Raw genomic sequence first — 2,245 nt, forward strand, 5'->3', positions numbered from 1 at the left:
ACATTCCCATGCCCGATCGACCACGTCACTATCGGTTGGCTGACAACCCACCCGTAGGTTTCGGGTTCGGCGGATGGGATGGGTGTGGTCAGGCAGAGCTGGAGTTCCCAGCCGGCGGCTGGCGCGCCATGCTGCGCTACCGGCTGAGTCCGCGTGTGCTTCGACGGGAGCGAAGCAGAGGATGATCCTCAGACTGAGCGTGTACGACCCCGGCACGGATGCCAGGTACGACGTCGAGATGTCGGCCGATCCCGAGACCGGGGTCGGCTCCGTGCTCGACGCGCTGCCGTTGCCGGTCGGCGGTCGCCGCTGCTTCGTCGGCGACCAGCCACTCAACCGAGCCGAGACCGTCGCCGAAAGCCCGCTGGTACACGGCGTGACGATCAGTATCGGAACTCCGGGTCCTGAGCCGCGCGCCGTCCAACCCGGTGTCGCCGGCGCCCTCCGGGTGCTGGACGGCCACGACGCCGGCCTGATCGTGTGGCTCGCTCCGGGCCACCACATGATGGGGCGGGATCCGCAGGAGCGTGTCGTGCTCAGGTGCGACGAGGTTTCCCGCCGGCACGCGGCACTCACGGTGTCCCTGGACGCCACGGCCACCGTCGAGGACCTCCGTTCGAGCAACGGCACCCTGATCGACGGCGCGCTCGTGGTCGGGCCGACTCCCCTCCCGGCCGGCGCCACCCTCGAAATCGGTACCGACCGCATGGAGTGGGTGCCGTTGCCGCGAACTCCGCTGTCGACCGCCCACAGCCAGGACGGCCGCCTCGACTTCGACCGGGCCTTCGCACCCGCGCCCACCATCAGCCGCACCGAGGTGGCGCTGCCGTCGGCCCCCGCCCGGCATGCCACCTCTCGGGGCGCCGTCTGGATCCCCGCCCTGTTACCGGTCGTGATCGGCGCGGTCCTCTTCGCGGTCATGCGTAACCCCATCGTCCTGGTGATGTGCCTGCTTGGTCCCGCCAGCGTCATAGGCACCCAGGTGGTGGCCCGCAGACAGCGAGCTGCCGACGATCGGCGCTTCGAGACCGAGAAAGCGGCCGCGCTGCACACGACCACGGCTCTTGTGGCTGCCGAGGAGAAGATCCGCCGCGTGCAGGCGCCCGACCGGCTCGACCTCACGCTTGCCGCGACCGGAGCCGACCGCCGGGTATGGCCACGTAACGCCGACTCCCCCGACGGTCTGCGGCTGCGAGTGGGCATCGCGGGCGAACCCGCGTCGATCGACCTGCGCGGCGAGCGGTGGGCCGGTTTCACCGAGCCCGCCCTGCACGGCATACCGCTGACTATCGACCTGCGCACCGCGGGTGTGCTCGGTGTCACCGGCCCGACCGGACCGGCCGATGACCTGGCCCGGTGGCTGCTGGTCCAGCTCGGCGTGCTCCGCAGCCCCGACGACCTCCGGATCGTCCTGATCACGTCCAGCAGCCGGAGTCATCTGGCGTGGGCCACCTGGCTGCCACACGTCGCCGCCGGCGAGGCGAACCCCGTGCCCTGCTGGGTCGGCAACACCGAGCAGACCCGGACGAGCCGCATCGCCGAACTCCGGGATCTGATCACCATCCGGTTCGCCGAACGCCGGGGCGCCGGCAACGTCCGCTTCGCCGAGGACGTCGTCGTCCTGCTCGACGGCGCGCTCGCGCTGCGCAACCTGCCGGGTATGAAGGCAATCCTGCGGGACGGGCCGGATGTCGGCGTGTACGTGATCGCTGTTGACCGGCACGGGATGAACGAGTGCCGCGCCGAATGCCAGGTCGACGACGCCCGCGCCGTCCGGCTCACCCACCGCCGCGGCGAGCAGGTCACCGTCGGCCACGCCGAGGGCATCAGCCCCGGCGACGCCGAGCGGCTCGCCCGGGCGGTCGCGCCGCTGCGCGACCGGCTGTCGCTGGGCAGCGCGGAGTCGGCCCTCCCCTACCCGGTGCGCTTCCTCGACCTCGTCGGTGTGGGCGTGGCGTCCGCGGACGACGTGCTCGCCCTGTGGGCGGACCAGCCGGGACCGACCACACGGGTGCCACTCGGCGCGGACGCGGACGGGCCGGTCACCGTCGACCTCGCCGGGCAGGGACCGCACACGATGCTCGGCGGCGCCACCGGTGCGGGCAAGAGCATCCTGCTGCAGACGCTCGTCACCTCCCTGCTACTGGCCAACACCCCCGACGAGCTGAACCTCGTCCTCGTCGACTTCAAGGGCGGCAGCGCATTCCTGCCGTTCGAGCACTGCCCGCACGTCGTCGGGCTCATC

1 protein-coding gene is annotated in these 2,245 nt (G+C 71.5%); it reads left to right on the top strand.

The window, feature by feature from the left end:
* Positions 1-181: 181 nt before the first annotated feature.
* Positions 182-2,245, top strand: a 2,064-nt coding sequence (locus DD1DGNOD_RS18705) for an FtsK/SpoIIIE domain-containing protein (protein ID WP_131770721.1), incomplete at its 3' end; no start/stop codon positions are given.

It is taken from the genome of Candidatus Protofrankia californiensis (assembly GCF_900634765.1).
Classification (GTDB): Bacteria; Actinomycetota; Actinomycetes; order Frankiales; family Frankiaceae; genus Protofrankia; species Protofrankia californiensis.